Raw genomic sequence first — 15,520 nt, forward strand, 5'->3', positions numbered from 1 at the left:
CGCCATTCTACGGGCCTATTGTTCGTCCATACAACGAGACAACCCCAGCATAGATGCACACTTTATGAATAACAAGTGCATATATGTGCCAGGAGGAGCCCCACAATGGACGAGACAACCCAGACCGCCGGGTCACAGGCCATCGCACCCGATGCCCTCGTGCAACGGCACGCGCAGCCCGGCCGCAACCTGATTGCGATCCTGCATGCGATCCAGGACGAGACCGGCTTCGTGCCGCCGGCCACCGTCGCGCCGCTCGCAAAAGCCTTGAATCTCTCACGCGCCGAAGTCCACGGCGTGCTGACCTACTACCACCACTTCCGCACCACGCCGCCCGCGCCCGTCACGGTTCAACTGTGCCGCGCCGAAGCGTGCCGCAGCATGGGCAGCGAAGCGCTCGCGCAGCACGTGGAAGCGCGCACCGGTTGCCGCTTCGGCGCGCAGCACGGTCACGGCGACGAACACGCGCACCAGGCGCACGAAGGCGACGTCGCGCTGGAATCGGTCTATTGCCTCGGCCAGTGCGCGCTCTCGCCCGCCATGATGATTAACGGCACGTTGCACGCAAAAGTAAGCCCGCAGAAGTTCGACGCACTGCTCGCGAAGGCGCTGGCCGCCGTCGTGCGCACCGAGGAGGCCGCATGACGCGCATCTACGTTCCCCGCGATTCATCGGCGCTCGCGCTCGGCGCGGACGACATCGCCGCGGCCATCGCACGCGAAGCCGCCGCGCGCGGCATCGACATCGAACTCGTACGCAACGGCTCGCGCGGTCTGCTTTATCTCGAACCGCTCGTCGAGGTAGCGACGGCCGACGGCCGCGTCGGCTACGCGAACGTCGAGGAAGACGACGTCGCCGGGCTGTTCGACGCGAACTTTGTGCAAGGCGGCCAGCACGCACGCGGCGTGGGCCTCGTCGAACAGATTCCGTATCTGCGCAAGCAGCAGCGCCTGACCTTCGCGCGCATCGGCATCACCGCCCCGCTCTCGACCGACGACTACGTCGCGCACGGCGGCCTCGACGGCCTGCGCAACGCGCTCACGATGACGAGCGCCGACGCCTGCGAAGCGCTCGTCGAATCGGGTCTGCGCGGACGCGGCGGCGCGGCCTTCCCCGCCGGCATCAAGTGGCGCACCGTCGCGCAGGCGCAGGCCGACCAGAAGTACATCGTCTGCAATGCCGACGAAGGCGACTCGGGCACCTTCTCCGACCGTCTCGTGATGGAAAGCGATCCCTACGTGCTGATCGAAGGCATGACGATCGCGGGCCTCACCGTGGGCGCGACGATCGGCCATATCTACGTGCGCAGCGAGTATCCGCATTCGATCGCCGCGCTCGAAGAAGCGATCCGCCGCGCGCGCGTCGCGGGCTGGCTCGGCGACAACGTCCTCGGCAGCGGCAAGCGCTTCGATCTGTTCGTCGCCAAAGGCGCGGGCGCCTATGTGTGCGGCGAGGAAACGGCGCTGCTCGAATCGCTCGAAGGCAAGCGCGGCGTCGTGCGCGCGAAGCCGCCGCTGCCCGCGCTCGCCGGTCTCTACGGCAAGCCGACGGTCATCAACAACGTCATCACGCTCGCCACCGTGCCGATCATCTTCGCGAAGGGCGCGGCGTTCTACAAGGACTTCGGCATGGGCCGCTCGCGCGGCACGCTGCCGTTCCAGCTCGCGGGCAACATCGCGCGCGGCGGGCTCGTCGAACTCGCGTTCGGCGTGACGCTGCGCGAACTGATGGTCGACTACGGCGGCGGCACCGCCAGCGGCCGCCCGGCGCGCGCCGTGCAGGTGGGCGGCCCGCTCGGCACCTATCTGCCCGAGAGCCAGTGGGATGTTCCAATGGACTACGAAGCGTATGCGGCAGTCGGCGCGGTCGTGGGCCACGGCGGTCTCGTCGTGCACGACGATACGTCCAATCTCGCCGGTCTCGCGCAGTACGCGATGGAATTCTGCACGCTCGAATCGTGCGGCAAGTGCACGCCCTGCCGCATCGGCTCGACGCGCGGCGTCGAGGTGATCGCGAAGATCCGTAGCGGCGACACATCGGAAAAGCAGGTCACGCTGCTGCGCGATCTGTGCGACACGATGGTGTCCGGCTCGCTCTGCGCGATGGGCGGCATGACGCCCTACCCCGTGCTCTCCGCGCTCAATCATTTCCCGGAAGATTTCGGTCTCGAACCCGTCGCGCAACCGAACGCGGCCGCCTGAACGAGGAACCACCATGTCCGACACGCTCATGTCCCAAGCCGGTGGTTGCGGTTCCGGCAATTGCGCCTGCAAAAGCGCGGCAATGAACAAAGCCAACGCCCGCTCGCCCTTCGACGACACCGACTACGGCACGCCGCTGCGCCACGCCGATGTCGACGTCACGCTCGAAATCGACGGTCAGTCCGTGACGGTTCCGGCAGGCACCTCGGTGATGCGCGCTTCGATCGAAGCCGGCGTCAACGTGCCCAAGCTCTGCGCGACCGACTCGCTCGAACCGTTTGGCTCGTGCCGTCTGTGTCTCGTCGAAATCGAAGGGCGGCGCGGTTACCCGGCGTCGTGCACGACACCCGTCGAAGCGGGCATGAAGGTGCGCACGCAAACCGACCGTCTGCAGAAACTGCGCCGCAACGTGATGGAGCTCTACATCTCCGATCACCCGCTCGACTGCCTCACCTGCCCCGCCAACGGCGACTGCGAACTGCAGGACATGGCGGGCGTGACGGGCCTGCGCGAAGTGCGCTACGGCTTCGACGGCGCGAATCACCTGAAGAACCAGAAGGACGAATCGAACCCGTACTTCACCTACGATCCGTCGAAGTGCATCGTCTGCAACCGCTGCGTGCGCGCCTGCGAGGAAACGCAAGGCACGTTCGCGCTGACCATCGCCGCGCGCGGTTTCGAATCGCGCGTCGCGGCTGGCGCGGGCGAAGCGTTCATGGATTCGGAATGCGTGTCGTGCGGCGCCTGCGTCGCCGCCTGCCCGACCGCGACGCTGCAGGAAAAGAGCGTGGTGATGCTCGGCCAGGCCGAACATTCGGTGGTCACGACCTGCGCGTATTGCGGCGTCGGCTGCTCGTTCAAGGCCGAGATGAAGGGCAACCAGGTCGTGCGCATGGTGCCGCACAAGAACGGTCAGGCGAACGAAGGCCACGCCTGCGTGAAGGGCCGTTTCGCGTGGGGCTATGCCACGCACAAGGACCGCATCAAGAAGCCGATGATTCGCGCGAAGATCACCGATCCGTGGCGCGAGGTGAGCTGGGAAGAAGCGATCGCCTACGCGGCCAGCGAGTTCCGCCGTATCCAGGCCAAGCATGGCCGCGATTCGATCGGCGGCATCACCTCGTCGCGCTGCACGAACGAGGAAACCTATCTCGTGCAGAAGCTCGTGCGCGCCGCGTTCGGCAACAACAACGTCGACACCTGCGCGCGCGTGTGCCACTCGCCTACGGGCTATGGCCTGAAGACCACGCTCGGCGAATCGGCGGGCACGCAGACGTTCGCGTCGGTCGATCACTCGGACGTGATCATGGTGATCGGCGCGAATCCGACCGACGGCCATCCGGTGTTCGGCTCGCGTCTGAAGCGGCGCGTGCGTCAGGGCGCGAAGCTGATCGTCGTCGATCCGCGCCGCATCGATATCGTCGATACCGCGCACGTGAAGGCCGAGCATCATCTGCAACTGCGCCCCGGCACCAACGTGGCGATGGTCAACGCCCTCGCCCACACGATCGTCACCGAAGGGCTCGTGAACGAAGCCTTCGTGGCCGAGCGCTGCGAGACGCGCGCGTTCGAGCAGTGGCGCGATTTCGTCGCGCTGCCGGAGAATTCGCCGGAAGCGATGGAAGCCGTCACGGGCGTGCCCGCCGCGCTCGTGCGCGCGGCCGCGCGGCGCTACGCGCAGCCGGGCAACTCGGCGATCTATTACGGCCTCGGCGTGACGGAACACGCACAAGGCTCGACGATGGTGATGGGCATCGCCAACCTCGCGATGGCTACGGGCAACATCGGCCGCGAAGGCGTGGGCGTGAACCCGCTGCGCGGCCAGAACAACGTGCAGGGTTCGTGCGACATGGGCTCGTTCCCGCACGAACTGCCGGGCTATCGCCACGTCGGCGACAGCACGACGCGCGCGCTGTTCGAAGACGCCTGGCAGGTCACGCTGCAAAGCGAGCCGGGCCTGCGCATTCCGAACATGTTCGAAGCGGCGCTCGACGGCACCTTCATGGGTCTTTACTGCCAGGGCGAAGACATCGTCCAGTCCGATCCGAACACGCAGCATGTGGCGGCGGCGCTCTCGTCGATGGAATGCATCGTCGTGCAGGACATCTTCCTGAACGAAACGGCGAAGTACGCGCACGTGCTGCTGCCGGGTTCGTCGTTCCTCGAAAAGGACGGCACCTTCACGAACGCCGAGCGCCGTATCTCGCGCGTGCGCAAGGTCATGCCGCCGATCGCCGGTTACGCCGACTGGGAAGCGACGATCCTGCTCGCGCGCGCGCTCGGCTACGAGATGGACTACACGCATCCGTCGCAGATCATGGACGAAATCGCGCGTCTCACGCCGACCTTCCATGGCGTCTCGTATGCGCGGCTCGACGAAATGGGCAGCATCCAGTGGCCTTGCAACGAAGACGCGCCGGACGGCACGCCGATCATGCACATCGACGCCTTCGTGCGCGGCAAAGGCAAGTTCGTCATCACGAAGTTCATCGCTTCGCCGGAGAAGGTCACGCGGCGCTTCCCGCTGCTGCTCACGACGGGCCGCATTCTGTCGCAGTACAACGTGGGCGCGCAGACGCGCCGCACCGACAACTCGCGCTGGCACGAAGAGGACCGGCTGGAGATCCATCCCGTCGACGCCGACGATCGCGGTATCCGCGACGGCGACTGGGTGGGCATCGAATCGCGCGCGGGGCACACCGTGCTGCGCGCGCAGGTCAGCACGCGCATGCAGCCGGGCGTGGTCTACACGACGTTCCATTTCCCCGAGTCGGGCGCGAACGTCATCACCACCGACGCCTCGGACTGGGCCACCAACTGCCCCGAGTACAAGGTGACCGCCGTGCAGGTCAACCACGTGCAGCAGCCATCGGACTGGCAGCGCGAGTACTCGCGCTTCAACGAGACGCAGCTCGAATTGCACCGCTCGCGCGAACCGCTGACCACTTCAGGGAAATAAGCGATGAAAGCAGATCACCTGATCGAGATGGCGAACCAGATCGGCATGTTCTTCGATTCCTTGCCCGATCGCGAGGAAGCGCTGCTGGGCATTGCCGAGCACATCCGCAAGTTCTGGGAGCCGCGCATGCGCCGCACGCTGCTCGCGGCGCTCGACGCTCACGCGCGGGAAGACGCGGGCTTCAGCGAGATCGTGTTCGCGGCGCTCTCGACGCATCGCGAAGCGCTGGCGCCTGCCGCGGCTTAGCCGTCTTAAGCAGATTCACGCTCGACGCCGCGCGGCCTCGACGGGCCGCGCGGCGTTTTCACGTTCACTCCGCCACCGGATGCGGCGACGCCGACGGCGAGAACCACGTCTCGCAGTGACGCAGCAGTCCGTTCAGATCCGAATGCGGACGGCCGCGCGCGCACAGATAGCCATCGGGGCGCACGAGATAGAACGCGGGCCGCGTGCGGCCATACGCATCGCCGAGCGCGGCCGCGCCGCCGTCGACGGGCGGCGCTTCGCCCTCGGGCAGATCGGCGAGCCACCAGACGCGCACCGCGCGCGGCAGCACGCGTTCGACGGCTTCGGCGAATCGCCGCAACGCTTCGACGCCGTTCTTCGCGTTCGGGCTTGCGCTTGGGCTCGCACTCAGGCTCGCGCCTTCGGCCAGCGCATCCATTTCGCGCGCCACGTCGTCGTCGACGAGCAGAAACAGCGAGAAGCTCGCCGGATCGTGCAGATCGAAAATGCGCCCTTTCTCCGGCGCCTTGCCGAGCGGACCGTCGACCACGCGCACCTGCGCATCGGGCGCACGCTCGCCCGCGCGCGGCCCGCCGTCGAGCACGCGTTCGAGCGTGAGCGGACTGCGCCGGTATTGAATCGACAACTCGCTGACCGCCTGACGCGCCGCGTCGCGCAACGGCCCGAGCGCGACCAGCGCCGGCATCACGCGCTCGCGCAGCAGCTTGAGCGGGCCGTGATCGGCTTCGACCAGTTGCGTCATGAAGCTCGTCTGCTGCAGCACGATGCGCTCGATCGGGTAGCGTTCCGCGTGATACGTGTCGAGCAGCCGGTCGGGCGCGCCGCCGAGCGCGCGCGCGAGCTTCCAGCCCAGATTGAAGGCCTCCTGAATCCCCGTGTTCATGCCCTGCGCGCCCGCCGGACTATGCACGTGCGCCGCGTCGCCCGCGAAGAACACGCGCTCCATGCGCAAGTGCCGCACCATGCGGCTGTTCACGTGAAAGTACGACGCCCAGCTCATGTCGCTGATCGACACCGGATGATGCACGCGATGCTGCACGACCGCGCGGCATTCCTCGAGCGTCGGCACCGGCATCGCGCCTTCGGGCGCGGCGGGCAGCATGGCCTTGTGATCGGCGATCAGGCGATAGCGGCCGTGCCCGTACGGCAAGATCGCGGCCAGCCCGTCGCCCGAGGCGAAGATATGGAATTCGTCGTCGGACCACGGCGTGATCGCACTGATATCGGCAAGCAGGAAGGACTGCGCGAGCGTCTCGCCATCGAACTTCATGTTCAGCCGATGGCGCACCGTGCTGTGCGCGCCGTCGGCGGCGATCAGATACGCGCAGCGCAGCGCCTCGGTGCGGCCGTCGGCGCGACGCACGTCGGCGCTCACGCCCGCCGAGCCCTGCACGAATTCGATCAGTTGCACGCCGCGCTCGACCTGCACGCCAAAGGTCGCGAGCTGCGCGGTGAGAATGCGCTCGGTCTCGGTCTGATCGATGAACAGCAGATACGGATAACGCGTGAACAGCGGATCGAAATCGAGCCGCGCGCGGCGCTGGCCGTTCGAATAGAGATTGGCGACGTGCGCGCGATGGCCGCGTTCGAGAAACGGCTCGACGATGCGATGCTGCTCGAACAGTTCGAGCGTGCGCGCCTGAATGCCGATGGCGCGCGAATAACGTCCGGGCTCGTGCGCGCGATCGATCACGCGGACCGGAATGCGCGCGCGGGCAAGACTCAGCGCGGCGGCGAGACCCGTGGGTCCCGCGCCGACGATGAGCACGGACGGCTGGGAGAAAGCCTCGGTCATGCAGACCTCCATGCGGTCAACATGAGTCGTAGTGTACGCCCGCAACCCCTATGACCGGCGCGGGTTCAACGTGCCCTGCCGCGCATGGCGCGCGGATCGGACGCCGCCTGGCATCGATTCAGCGATGGATCTGCGTCGCACCATCGAGCGAGCAACGATGCGCGCTGGTGCCGAGATCGACTTGCAGCGTCACGTGCGTCATGCGAAAGCGCTCGCCGAGCGACGTGACGATCGCATCGAGCGCGGCGTCGCCCGGATGGCCGGCGGGCATGACGAGATGCGCGGTCAGCGCGGTGCCGGTGGTCGAGAGCGCCCAGACGTGCAGGTCGTGTACGTCGGTCACGCCTTGCTGCTCTGCGAGAAAGACGCGAATACGCTCGATGTCGACGCCTTGCGGCACCGCCGCGAGCGCGAGCCGCACCGACTCGCGCAGCAGGCCCCACGTACCGTAGACGATCACGCAGACGACCGCGATGCTCATCAGCGGATCGACGCGGGTCCAGCCCGTCGCGAGAATCACGAGGCCGCTCACGGCGACGGCGGCGGAAACGGCGGCGTCGGCGGCCATGTGCAGGAAGGCGCCGCGAATGTTCAGATCGTCGGCCCGGCCGCGCATGAACAGCCACGCCGAAAAACCGTTGACGAGGATGCCGAGGGTCGCGACCACGAAGACATCGAAGCCCGCGACGCTGGCCGGATGCAGGAGCCGCCCCACCGCTTCGGCGAGAATCGCGCCGCAGGCCACGAGCAGCAGCGCGGCGTTGGCGAGCGACGCGAGAATCGACGAGCTGCCCAAGCCGAACGTAAAGCGCGCGGACGGCGCGCGCGTAGCGAGCCAGGCCGCGCCCCAGGCGAGCAGCAGGCCGAGCACGTCGGAGAGATTGTGGCCCGCGTCGGCGAGCAGCGCGGTGGAATGCGCGAGCACGCCGTAGACGGTCTGCGCGACCACGATCACGACGTTCAGCGCGACGGCCAGTGCGAATGCGCGATGTTGGCCCGCCGCGGGTGCGGGGTTGTGGGTGTGGTGGTGTCCGTACGCGTGGCCGCTGTGATCGTGATGATCGTGGCTGTGGTGGTCGTTGTGATCGTGCGGACGCTCGCGTGGGGAACTCATCGTCCACGCTCCTGAACATCGGATGACGCAACTTCAGCCGCCTCGGCCACGTGCGCCAGCATGCCCGCCAGCATCGCGCCGATATGCGCGTCGTCGGCGGCGTAGAACACCTGCTTGCCCTCGCGCTCCGCCCGCACGATGCGCGCCGCGCGCAACAGCCGCAGATGGTGGCTGACGAGCGACGGCGAGAGCCCCAGCGCATCGGCGATCGCGCCCACCGCACGGCGGCCGGCCACGCAGACCAGCACGATTTTCAGGCGCGTCGGATCGCCCAGCAGGCGAAACAGAACGGCGAGCGGCGCGATGCGCTCGTCGACGGAAACATCACCGGAAAATTCGCTGGAAAAATTGCGGGAAAGCGTCGGCATGGTCAGGATCGGAAACATATGAACCCTCATTCATACGTTAGGCGCGATGCGACAAAACCGCAACGAGACCTTTCAACTTCGTGGTTGGCTCCTCCGAGTGTGGGAAAATGACGGGTTCGTTTTCATTACGTCTCGCCTCTGGTTCATGGAACAGGTTTTTGTCCGCGCGTACGCCGCTCATCGCGACGGCCGGCTGGCTGATGCCGAGCGCGGTTATCGCGCGACGCTCGCCGCCGATCCCGTGCACGTCGATGCGCTGCATTTGCTCGGCGTGCTGCGGCACCAGCAGGGCCAGCACGCCGAAGCGGCGGACCTCGTGCGCCGCGCGGTCGAGCTGCGTCCCGACGACGCCGCGCTCCAGCTGAACCTCGGCAACGCGCTCAAGGCGCTCGGCGAGCTGGAGGGCGCGATCGAGCGCTTTCGCAACGCGCTCACGCTCGCGCCCGCCTTCGCGCTCGCGCACTACAACCTCGGCAACGCCTACGCGTCGATCGGCCGCCACGAAGACGCGATGTACGCGTTCGGCCACGCCGTGCGCCTGCAACCCGGCGACGCCTCGTCTCACAACAACCTCGGCAACGCGCTGCACGCGCTCGGCCGTCACGCCGAAGCCGCGGACGCCTTCCGCCGCGCGCTCAAGATCCGCCCCGGCCACGCGGGGGCGCACAACAATCTCGGCATGGCGCTGAACGCGCTCGGCGACAGCGCGGGCGCGGTCGAGCACTTCCAGAAGGCGCTGCGGCGCGAGCCGCGCTTCGTTGCGGCGCACTTCAATCTGGCCAATACGCTCGACGCAACCGGATACCACACCCAGGCCGTCGCCGGTTTCGAGGCCGCACTGGCGCTCCAGCCGCAGTTTCCGCCCGCGCTGTTCGGGCTCGGCAACGCGCTCGCCTCGCAGGGCCGTTACGCGGAAGCGATCGGGCCCTATGAACGTGCGATCGGCTTCGATCCGAAATTCGCGCTGGCCTGGCTCGCGCTCGGCACGGCGCATCACGCGCTCGGCCGCCACGCCGCCGCCCTGCGCGCCTTCGACGAAGCGCTGCGCGTGCGCCCGGAACTGGCCGCCGCGCACCTGAACCGCGCGTTGACGTGGCTCACGCTCGGCGACTTCCGGCGCGGCCTGCCCGAGTACGAATGGCGGCTCGATCCGGCTTTCCGCGACGAAGCGGCCGCGCGCGGCACGCCCGTCGCGCTTGCCGCCGATGCGTCGACTGAGACGTCGGCCGATGCGTCCGGCCTGCCCAACGGTCCGCTGCCGCGCTGGTGCGGCGAGCCGCTCGCGGGCCGCACGCTGCTGATCCAGGCGGAGCAAGGTTTCGGCGACACGCTCCAGTTCGTGCGCTTCGCGCCCCAGATTGCCGCGCGCGCGCAGCAAAGCGGCGCGCGCGTCGTGCTCGAAGTGCAAGCGCCGCTGATCCCGCTGATCGCGCCCGCCGCCGAAGCCGCGCGCGTCGGACTGATCCCGCAAGGCGCGCCGCGCGCGAGCATCGACGCCGACCTGCATATTCCGCTGCTGTCGCTGCCGCTCGCGCTCGGCGCCACGCCCGACACGCTGCCCGCGTCCGCGTCCTATCTGTCGGCGCCCGCCGCGTACCGGCGCAAATGGCGCGGCTCGCTCGGCGGCCAGGCGCGGCGCAAGATCGGCCTCGCGTGGTCGGGCCGCATCCAGAAGCAGGAAAACCGCGCGCTGCCGCTCGCCGCGCTCGATCCGCTCTTTGCGCTCGACGGCATCGACTGGATCGTGCTGCAACCGAATCTGACCGCCGCCGAACAGGCGGCGCTCGACGCCCATCCGCGCGCGCGCACGATCCATCGGCTCGGCGACAAGCTCGCCGACTTCGCCGACACCGCCGCCGTGATCGAGCGCCTCGACGCCGTGGTGTCCATCGACACGTCGATCGCCCACCTCGCGGGCGCGCTGGGCGCGAAGCTCTGGCTGATGCTGCCGTTCGCCGCCGACTGGCGCTGGTTCACCGGCACCGACACGAGCCCGTGGTATCCGCGCGCGCGCCTCGTGCGCCAGCCGCGCCCGGGCGACTGGGACGCGGTGGTCGCACACGTCGCCCGCGCGCTGCGCGAAGATTGACGCCCCACACACCGCCCACGCCGCGCAGGCAATAAAAAACCCCGCATCAGCGGGGTTTTTTCGTTGGCGCAGCCGGCGTGTGACGTAGGCGACGTCAAACCGCCTTGTACTGATTGCGCGCTTCCGGCGTGCGATAGAGCACGAGCGTGGCGATCAGCCCGCAAATGCCCGCGACGCCCATCCACGCGCCCGGCGCGGCCTTGTTGCCGCTCACGTGGATCAGGTAGGTCGAGATCGCGGGCGTGAAACCGCCGATTGTCGTCGCGAGACTGTAGGCGAGCGAGAAGCCGGCCGTGCGAACGTCGGCGGGCATCACCTCGGTCAGCGCCACGACCATCGCGCCGTTGTAGCAGCCGTACAGGAACGAGAGCCACAGCTCGACCGTCAGCAGGCGGCCGAACGACGGATCGGCGACGAGCCATTGCACGGTCGGATAGGCGGTGAGGATCGTCAGAACGGTGAAGGTCAGCAGCACCGGACGACGGCCGACGCGATCCGAAATCGCGCCCGACACCGGCAGCCAGAACAGGTTCGACAAGCCGATGCAGACGGTCACGACGAGCGTATCGAGTTCGCCGAGCTTGAGCACTTCCTTGCCGAACGTCGGCGTATAGGCGGTGATCATGTAGAACGAGACCGTCGTCATGATGACCATGCCCATGCCGCCGAGCACGATGCCCCAGTTCTGCACCATCGACGCCATGATTTCGCTGATCGACGGACGATGCTTCTTCTGCGCGAATTCTTCGGTTTCCTGCAGCGAGCGACGGATGATGAACAGGAACGGCACGATGAGGCAGCCGATGATGAAGGGCACGCGCCAGCCCCACGCCGTCATCTCCTCGACCGGCAGGATGCGATGCAGCAGCACGCCGAGCAGCGCCGCGAACACCACGGCCACCTGCTGGCTGCCCGACTGCCACGACACGTAAAAGCCCTTGTTGCCCTTCGTCGCGATCTCGGACAGATAGACCGACACGCCGCCCAGTTCCACGCCCGCCGAGAAGCCTTGCAGCAGACGCCCGAGCAGCACGAGCATCGGCGCGAGGAAACCGATCGTCGCATAGCCCGGCACGACGGCGACCGCGAGCGTGCCGAGCGCCATCAGGCCGAGCGTGAGGATCAGGCCTTTGCGGCGGCCATGATGGTCGATGTAGGCGCCGAGGATGATCGCGCCGAGCGGCCGCACCAGAAAGCCCGCGCCGAACACGGACAACGAGAGCATCAGCGAGGCGAAGGCGTTGTTGCTGGGGAAATAGGTCCGGGCGATCGCCGAAGCGTAATAGCCATAGACCATGAAATCGTACATTTCCAGGAAGTTGCCGCTTGTTACGCGGAAAACCGTCCGGACTTTCGATTCGCTCGATGCTGCGTGGGACGCGGTAGACATGACGTTCTCTGGTGAAGACAGCCGGAGGGTGGCGAGGTCGGCCGCAATGTTCGGCCGCAACGTTCGGCCTCGATCGCCTGTGATCGTGCGACGTTGAACCTACCAACGCGCGCGGGCGCGCCCGGCGGGCGCTCATTATCCGGCTGGCCTGAATCGCCATATATCGGGGAAAACCTTACAAGCTGCGATCAACGTCCGTCAACGTCGCGCATTTCTTTCCAAAACCATTCAATTATTTCATTATGCTTTCACTTTGATGCACGCACTTTGCGCGCAGCCGCCGCTGACCTATCGTGCACAATAGTGAGCCGATCCGGACTTTCGTCAGCGATGCGAACGGGGCAGCCCCTTCGCTCGCGCCGACCACCGCCACGCATGCCCATCGCCACTTCCCTGCTGCTGCGCCCGGCCACCGCCGCCGACGCCGACCTCCTCGCCGCCATGCACGCCGCCAGTTGGCAGGCGACGTATCGCGGCTTGCTGCCGGCCGCCTTTCTCGATCGCGAAGTGGGCGCTGAACGCGCCGCGTACTGGCGCGCGCGCATGGAAGCGCCGGGCGCCGATCGCCGCCTCGTGCTGATCGCCGAGATCGCCGCAGTCAACGCCGCAGTCAACGCCGCACACAACGCGGCGGACGAAGAGGCCCCGCGCACGCCGGCCGGCTTCGTCTGCGTCGAGCGCCAGCCCGACTCGCCCTGGGGCGTGCTGCTCGACAATCTGCACGCGCTGCCCGCGCATCAAGGCGTCGGCGTGGGCAAGACGCTCATGGAGGCGGCCCGGCGCTGGGCGCGCGGACAAGGCGAATCGCAGCTCTATCTGTATGTGCTCGACGGCAATACACCCGCGATCGCGTTTTATGAGCGCCAGGGCTGGGAGTATTCGGGCGCCGAACCCGACCACATGGGCGGCGTCGATATCACGGCGCTGCGCTACGTCTACCGCCTCGACGCACGCGCCTAGTACGCGTCCGATCCACGCCTTTTTTCAGACCTATCCGATAGACCCGAGACAGAGTCGCTCGCATCATTAAAAAGAATTGATTTCTTTAATGTGGCGCGCCATTGGCCAGCTGATCGCGCGCGCTCAATCCATCACGGCATGCCTGCACCTGCCTTGCCGATGCAGCGAGAGACTCATGTCAACTTATCCATTAGTTCAGGTGGAAGGCGCACTGGCCATGCCGCATATGCGCCCGCTCAACCGCGTCCCGCCGCCGTTCGGCCGCGAATGGGCGCTGATTCCGCCGCACTTCAGCCTGCGCACCGAACTCCACGCGCTTTACGCCGCTCTGCTGCGCACGGCCTGCCTGAGCGCCGAGGCATTCCGCAAGGTCTGTCGCTGGGAAACCGGGCTCCGTACGCGTAGCGAGACGCGTCGCCCGGCCGCCGCACCCGTCGGTGCAACATTGAATGTCGCTCAGGCCCAGCAGGCTGCCGCAGCCGCGTTGCAGCGCAAGACGGCTAGCGCGCCGCCTGCGGCAGACGCTTCGCCGCTCGCGCCTCTCGAACGCACGCCGCCGCGCAATCACAAACTCACGGCCACCGCGGTCGGCATCGGCGGCGCGGCCGTGCTTGCGTGGATCGTCGCCAGCCACACGCAGCCAGGCGAACACCGAAACGCAACGAGGGCAAGCACCGACGCGCCGGCGAGCGTGCCCGATAACACCCCCACCAACGTACCCGCGAACGCGCTAACACACGCGCCGGTCAGTCACGACGCCTCGGCGTCACAACGACTGGCCGAAGCGCGGGCGTCGCACGATCTCAGCTATTCGGGCAGCGTCACCGCGGGCGCGCCGAAGGTCAACGCCCCACTCACCGGTTCCGCACGCATCACGGCGGACGCCGGCGTAGCGGCCAGCGCGATCGTCGTGGCGCGGCAGCCCGATGCGGCGGTCGCGCCTTCGAAGACAACGTCGGCTTCATCAGCGCCGCCTGCCCCGCTTGTCAGCGCGCGGCCCACAGAGCCGCGCCCGCCCAAGGCCGCAACAGTGCGCGCCGAACCGCACGACTACGCGGCCCAAGCCAACCCGAACACGCCCTTGCGCGCCACGCTCTCGCGCAAAGCCGAGCCGGCCAGCCGCGCCTCACATACGGCCAAAGCGCGTCACGCGTCGGTCGAGTCGCGCGCGGGCTCCGCACGCGGCGACATCGGCCGCCACGTCGCGCATGAGTTTGCACCCTTGCGTAGCGCGCCCCTCGCCACGACGCAGCGCGCGCATGGGGGCTATTCCACGGCTGAGGCGTATTCTCCGCGCCAGCCGAGCATCGAAGCGGCGAACGACTACACCTCGATCACGACCTACGCGGTCACGCACGCCGCACCGGCCAGCCGCGCATCGGCGCCGGTCGACAGCACGGATTGGGTCAATCATGTTTCACAGCGGCGCGTGACCGAAGTGCCGGACCGTTTCTCGAAATAACGTCCGGCGCACGCTGCACAATTCAGACAACCTTCAGACAACCGAAAAAAGCCCGGCAGATTGGCCGGGCTTTTTACTTTTTTTCTCCTCGCGACTACCGCGCCGCACGCTATCGCCGCGATCCGGGCAAACCCAGTTCCGTTTCGCGCTGCAACTGATCGACCTGATTCTGCAGCGTGCGCAACTGCACCTGCGCCTGCACCTTCTGCGCGTTGAGCGCCCGCGCGTCGACCTGCATCTGACGCTGATAATCGTCCACGCGCGCCTGCTGCGTGCGCGCCACGTCGAGGTCCGCCTGCAGACGGCGCGCGCGATCTTCGTTAATGGCGATCACCCGTTCGATGAACGCCTTCTGCGCCTCCAGTTGCGTGCGGCGGATTTCCACGTCTGACAGCCGCTGCGTTTGCTGCGCGAAGTTGGCGTAGATGGCCTCCGCACGCGTTTCGTCCTGCGAACGGATCACGCGCCAGAAGTGCTTGTCCTGGAACAGCACGATGTAATACGTCATCTCGGGCGGATAGAAAAACAGGCTCGCACCGTAGCTGGCGTTGTAGGTCGTGCGCATTTCCACGAGTTGCTGATCGTGGATGAGCTGCATCAGCGTGGCGACATCGCCCTGCGTCGCGCCCAGCGTGGCCTGATCGTCCACGATGTCCGCGCGCGGCGATGCGCCGGCCGGCTGGGGTGTCAGGCTGTCGAGCGACGGACGGCTGCCGGCGACCGGCATGGCCTCGCTCGCGGGCGCGCCGGCCCATGCGGCCGCGCCATGCTGCATCAACAGGATGGCTGCGGCCCCCAGCAAGGCGCGGCGCACGGGAAGGGTTTGCTTCATGACTGCCTGTTCCGTTGTCGATTCCGAGTAACCGCTTATTATCGCCGCCCGAAAATCTCAAAAACGGCATTAAATTCGGATAACCGAAGAATCCATCCGACGCT

General features: G+C 67.2%; 12 protein-coding genes. 7 read left to right on the forward strand and 5 right to left on the reverse strand.

The genetic code is table 11. From position 1 onward, the window contains the following. The first annotated feature begins 105 nt into the window (after nt 1-105). The 4 genes from BMY06_RS14995 to BMY06_RS15010 are packed head-to-tail and all read left to right on the forward strand — an operon-like array spanning nt 106 to nt 5,406. Nucleotides 106-645 carry an NAD(P)H-dependent oxidoreductase subunit E gene (locus BMY06_RS14995; protein ID WP_074983914.1) on the forward strand — a complete coding sequence of 180 codons (540 nt, stop codon included), beginning with the start codon at nt 106-108 and terminating at the stop codon, nt 643-645. Continuing rightward, a complete protein-coding gene (locus BMY06_RS15000) occupies nt 642-2,201 on the forward strand; it encodes a formate dehydrogenase beta subunit (protein WP_074983915.1) in 1,560 nt (519 codons plus the stop codon). The genes BMY06_RS14995 and BMY06_RS15000 overlap by 4 nt, the downstream gene beginning before the upstream one ends. A gap of 13 nt (nt 2,202-2,214) precedes the next feature. Then, nucleotides 2,215-5,160 carry a formate dehydrogenase subunit alpha gene (fdhF, locus tag BMY06_RS15005; RefSeq protein ID WP_074983917.1) on the forward strand — a complete coding sequence of 982 codons (2,946 nt, stop codon included), beginning with the start codon at nt 2,215-2,217 and terminating at the stop codon, nt 5,158-5,160. Between the two features lie 3 nt (nt 5,161-5,163). After that, nucleotides 5,164-5,406, forward strand: coding sequence for a formate dehydrogenase subunit delta (locus BMY06_RS15010; protein ID WP_065058266.1), 243 nt, complete (start codon nt 5,164-5,166; stop codon nt 5,404-5,406). Nucleotides 5,407-5,470: 64 nt separating this feature from the next. Here BMY06_RS15010 and BMY06_RS15015 read toward each other — a convergent pair whose 3' ends face one another. From BMY06_RS15015 to BMY06_RS15025, 3 genes are all read right to left on the reverse strand, one after another. After that, on the reverse strand, nt 5,471-7,201 hold the full coding sequence (locus BMY06_RS15015) for an FAD-dependent monooxygenase (protein WP_074983918.1): 1,731 nt from the start codon (nt 7,199-7,201) through the stop codon (nt 5,471-5,473). Between the two features lie 118 nt (nt 7,202-7,319). Beyond that, nucleotides 7,320-8,315: a cation diffusion facilitator family transporter gene (locus tag BMY06_RS15020; RefSeq protein WP_074983920.1), complete on the reverse strand. Its 996-nt coding sequence runs from the start codon at nt 8,313-8,315 to the stop codon at nt 7,320-7,322. Then, nucleotides 8,312-8,683: an ArsR/SmtB family transcription factor gene (locus BMY06_RS15025; protein ID WP_074984066.1), complete on the reverse strand. Its 372-nt coding sequence runs from the start codon at nt 8,681-8,683 to the stop codon at nt 8,312-8,314. The genes BMY06_RS15020 and BMY06_RS15025 overlap by 4 nt, the downstream gene beginning before the upstream one ends. 145 nt (nt 8,684-8,828) lie before the next feature. On the opposite strand from BMY06_RS15025, the gene BMY06_RS15030 reads away from it, so the two are divergent. Continuing rightward, entirely contained in the window at nt 8,829-10,772 is a 1,944-nt protein-coding gene (locus BMY06_RS15030; protein WP_065058264.1) for a tetratricopeptide repeat protein, read from the forward strand. Between the two features lie 94 nt (nt 10,773-10,866). Here the strand turns inward: BMY06_RS15030 and tcuC are convergent, their stop codons facing one another. Beyond that, nucleotides 10,867-12,162 (reverse strand): MFS transporter, encoded by a 1,296-nt coding sequence (gene tcuC / locus BMY06_RS15035; RefSeq protein WP_074983922.1) that lies wholly within the window; start codon nt 12,160-12,162, stop codon nt 10,867-10,869. Between the two features lie 375 nt (nt 12,163-12,537). On the opposite strand from tcuC, the gene BMY06_RS15040 reads away from it, so the two are divergent. Beyond that, nucleotides 12,538-13,122 carry a GNAT family N-acetyltransferase gene (locus BMY06_RS15040; RefSeq protein ID WP_074983923.1) on the forward strand — a complete coding sequence of 195 codons (585 nt, stop codon included), beginning with the start codon at nt 12,538-12,540 and terminating at the stop codon, nt 13,120-13,122. 175 nt (nt 13,123-13,297) lie between these two features. Beyond that, a complete protein-coding gene (locus BMY06_RS15045) occupies nt 13,298-14,584 on the forward strand; it encodes a hypothetical protein (protein WP_124263064.1) in 1,287 nt (428 codons plus the stop codon). Between the two features lie 109 nt (nt 14,585-14,693). Here the strand turns inward: BMY06_RS15045 and BMY06_RS15050 are convergent, their stop codons facing one another. Then, nucleotides 14,694-15,416: a DUF2968 domain-containing protein gene (locus tag BMY06_RS15050; RefSeq protein WP_065058260.1), complete on the reverse strand. Its 723-nt coding sequence runs from the start codon at nt 15,414-15,416 to the stop codon at nt 14,694-14,696. Nucleotides 15,417-15,520: the final 104 nt, after the last annotated feature.

Origin of the sequence: Paraburkholderia tropica (assembly GCF_900109265.1) — a bacterium.
GTDB classification, from domain to species: Bacteria; Pseudomonadota; Gammaproteobacteria; order Burkholderiales; family Burkholderiaceae; genus Paraburkholderia; species Paraburkholderia tropica.

Excerpts from the sequence above, each read along its gene's own strand:
- BMY06_RS14995 (WP_074983914.1), top strand. The coding sequence starts at position 106 with ATGGACGAGACAACCCAGACCGCCGGGTCACAGGCCATCGCACCCGAT.
- BMY06_RS15000 (WP_074983915.1), top strand. The coding sequence starts at position 642 with ATGACGCGCATCTACGTTCCCCGCGATTCATCGGCGCTCGCGCTCGGC.
- fdhF (WP_074983917.1), top strand. The coding sequence starts at position 2,215 with ATGTCCGACACGCTCATGTCCCAAGCCGGTGGTTGCGGTTCCGGCAAT.
- BMY06_RS15010 (WP_065058266.1), top strand. The coding sequence starts at position 5,164 with ATGAAAGCAGATCACCTGATCGAGATGGCGAACCAGATCGGCATGTTC.
- BMY06_RS15015 (WP_074983918.1), bottom strand. The coding sequence starts at position 7,201 with ATGACCGAGGCTTTCTCCCAGCCGTCCGTGCTCATCGTCGGCGCGGGA.
- BMY06_RS15020 (WP_074983920.1), bottom strand. The coding sequence starts at position 8,315 with ATGAGTTCCCCACGCGAGCGTCCGCACGATCACAACGACCACCACAGC.
- BMY06_RS15025 (WP_074984066.1), bottom strand. The coding sequence starts at position 8,683 with ATGCCGACGCTTTCCCGCAATTTTTCCAGCGAATTTTCCGGTGATGTT.
- BMY06_RS15030 (WP_065058264.1), top strand. The coding sequence starts at position 8,829 with ATGGAACAGGTTTTTGTCCGCGCGTACGCCGCTCATCGCGACGGCCGG.
- tcuC (WP_074983922.1), bottom strand. The coding sequence starts at position 12,162 with ATGTCTACCGCGTCCCACGCAGCATCGAGCGAATCGAAAGTCCGGACG.
- BMY06_RS15040 (WP_074983923.1), top strand. The coding sequence starts at position 12,538 with ATGCCCATCGCCACTTCCCTGCTGCTGCGCCCGGCCACCGCCGCCGAC.
- BMY06_RS15045 (WP_124263064.1), top strand. The coding sequence starts at position 13,298 with ATGTCAACTTATCCATTAGTTCAGGTGGAAGGCGCACTGGCCATGCCG.
- BMY06_RS15050 (WP_065058260.1), bottom strand. The coding sequence starts at position 15,416 with ATGAAGCAAACCCTTCCCGTGCGCCGCGCCTTGCTGGGGGCCGCAGCC.